The organism is Streptomyces sp. T39 (genome assembly GCF_008042045.1).
In the GTDB taxonomy this organism is placed as follows: Bacteria; Actinomycetota; Actinomycetes; order Streptomycetales; family Streptomycetaceae; genus Streptomyces.
The window spans coordinates 1-2303 of sequence record NZ_RDBP01000194.1; the positions used below are offsets into that span (position 1 = coordinate 1).

Here is a 2303-nt window from a genome sequence, read left to right on the forward strand (position 1 = left end):
CTCTTCCGGCCGCGGACCGACATCTCCGCCGTGCCGAGCAGACTGACGCCGTGGCGGGCCAGCCGGCCGACGAGCCGGTTGAAGCGGAGGCTGATCGCGCCGCTCCGGCGGTAGTACGGGGTTCCCGGTGTGGGTTCCGGGCACTGCGGGCTTCGGCGGGGTGGGTTCCGGGCGGCGTGGGTTCCGGGCGCTGCGGGCTTCGGACACTGCGGGCTTCGGGCACTGCGGGCTTCGGCGGTGTGGGTTCCGGGCGGGATGGGCTTCGGCCCGGGGCGTCGCCTCGGGCGGGGGCGTCCCGGCCCGGGGCGTCGCCTCAGCCGGGAGGCGTCCCGGCCGGGGGCGTCGCCTCGGGCGGAGGCGTTCCCCCGCGTGCACACGCTCCCGCCTGGGCGGGAGCGTCACCCCCGGGGGCGGGAGCCTCCACCGGGCGGCGGGCGCAGGCCCACCTCGACGGCGAGGCGGTCGGCCGCGTGCCTGAAGAACGCCTCGCGCTCCTCGACGACCCGGTCGAACTGGCCGAACAGCTCGAACGAGAGCAGACCGAAGAGCTGCGCCCACGCGGCGACGAGCGCGGCGACCACCGGCGGCGGCAGATCGGGTGCGACGTCGTCGGCGATGCGCCTGGCCTCGGCGGTCATGGGGCCGCTCAGCGCCGGGACGGCCAGCCCCTCCCCGAGGTAGGCGTCGCGGGCGATGCCGACGAGGACGAGACCGACGCGGGAGGCCGGGCCCACGGTGTCCGTGGGGGCGCTGTAGCCGGGCACGGGGGAGCCGTAGATCAGGGCGTACTCGTGGGGGTGGGCGAGGGCCCAGGTGCGGACGGCGCCGCAGACGGCCGACCAGCGCAGGAAGTGGGCGCCGTGCGGGACGGGCTCCTCCCGGCCGGTGGCGGCGGCGCTCGCGGGGCGGGCGGCCGCCGCCTCGGCTGCGGCTCCCACGGCGTCGTAGGCGTCGATGATCAGGGCCGTGAGCAGCTCGTCGCGGCTCGGGAAGTAGCGGTAGAGCGCGGAGGAGACCATGCCGAGCTCGCGGGCCACGGCCCGCAGGGACAGTTTGGCGGCACCCTCGGCGGCAAGGTGGCGGCGAGCCTCTTCCTTGATGGCCGCGGTGACTTCGATCCGGGCCCGTTCCCTGGCCCCACGCACGCTTGTCATGCGGATCAGTCTGTCACGGTGCGGATCATCGCACTGCGACGTGAGCGCCGCACCATCACAAGAGCGATGCGCCATTCTGAGATCGGTGCCCACTGGCAAGAGCAGTGCCCCTTGGCAGGAGCAGTGCCCCATCTCAAGAGCGGTGCCCCACAAGGCGAGCACCACTCGGAAGCAAGAGCCCTGCCCGGGCTGGCGTGCACCGCTCGATGACGAGAGCGGGGCTCCGCCACGCCGAAGCGGCCTACCCGACGCCAGGCGACCCGGCCCCGAGGCCGAGCGCGGTCGCGCCGGACCCACCAAGGCCGGAGCAGCGAACCATTACGAGAGCACCGCTCTTGCTTCGTAGCGCCGATCCGTGCACACTGCTCTCAAGAGAGAGCAGTGCTCTCGAACTCCTGGACCACGCCGACCGACGAGGGACTTCAGATGCCGCAGACCCAGCACACGCCGCAGCCCACCCCCGCGCCTGCGTCGGCGCAGACGCAGACGTCGGCGTCGGCGTCGGCACCCACACCCGCCCGCACACCCGCACCGGCTCCGGCACCCACACCGGGAACCCCGTACTACCGCCGGAGCGGCGCGATCAGCCTCCGCTTCAACCGGCTCGTCGGCCGGCTGGCCCGCCACGGCGTCAGTCTGCTCGGCACGGCGGAGATGTCGGTCCGCGGCCGGAAGAGCGGCACCATGCAGCGCGTCCCCGTGAACCAGCACGTCCACGAGGGCACCCGGTATCTGGTCTCCGCCCGTGGCCACTCCCAGTGGGTGCGCAACATGCGTGCCGCGGGCGGCGGCGAACTCCGGGTCGGCCGGAAGGTGAAGACGTTCACCGCGACGGAGATCGCGGATGCGGAGAAGCCGGCGGTGCTGCGCGCCTACCTGGAGAAGTGGGGCTGGGAGGTCAACCAGTACTTCCGGGGCGTGACGGCGGCCTCGTCGGACGACGAACTGCTGGCCGCCGCGCCCGACCACCCCGTCTTCCGCATCACCCTCACCGGCTGACCGCCGGCCGCCGCCGTGCCGCCTGGTGGGCGGTCGGTCTGCTGTGGGCAGGGCATCTGCTCGTCGCGCACTGGCTCTTCCGCTGGCTGCCGCCGGCGGGGGACCGGGCCGCGCCGTGGGGCCAGGAGATCGTGGTGACGGCCTGGGTGG

2 protein-coding genes and 1 pseudogene are annotated in these 2303 nt (G+C 74.1%); 2 read left to right on the forward strand and 1 reads right to left on the reverse strand.

Annotation, left to right across the window (positions count from 1 at the left end; translation table 11 throughout):
* Nucleotides 1-398 precede the first annotated feature (398 nt).
* A complete protein-coding gene (locus EAO77_RS36795) occupies nucleotides 399-1154 on the reverse strand; it encodes a TetR/AcrR family transcriptional regulator (protein ID WP_147992621.1) in 756 nt (251 codons plus the stop codon).
* A gap of 582 nt (nucleotides 1155-1736) precedes the next feature.
* Here EAO77_RS36795 and EAO77_RS36800 point away from each other — a divergent pair.
* Both EAO77_RS36800 and EAO77_RS40840 read left to right on the forward strand, forming a co-directional pair.
* Nucleotides 1737-2153, forward strand: coding sequence for a nitroreductase family deazaflavin-dependent oxidoreductase (locus EAO77_RS36800; protein ID WP_261994323.1), 417 nt, complete (start codon nucleotides 1737-1739; stop codon nucleotides 2151-2153).
* Nucleotides 2150-2303: pseudogene (locus EAO77_RS40840) on the forward strand (sensor histidine kinase); the annotation flags it as partial. The gene EAO77_RS36800 and the pseudogene EAO77_RS40840, both read left to right, overlap by 4 nt.

Coding starts and splice junctions, on each gene's coding strand:
- EAO77_RS36795 (WP_147992621.1), bottom strand. CDS start 1,154: ATGACAAGCGTGCGTGGGGCCAGGGAACGGGCCCGGATCGAAGTCACC.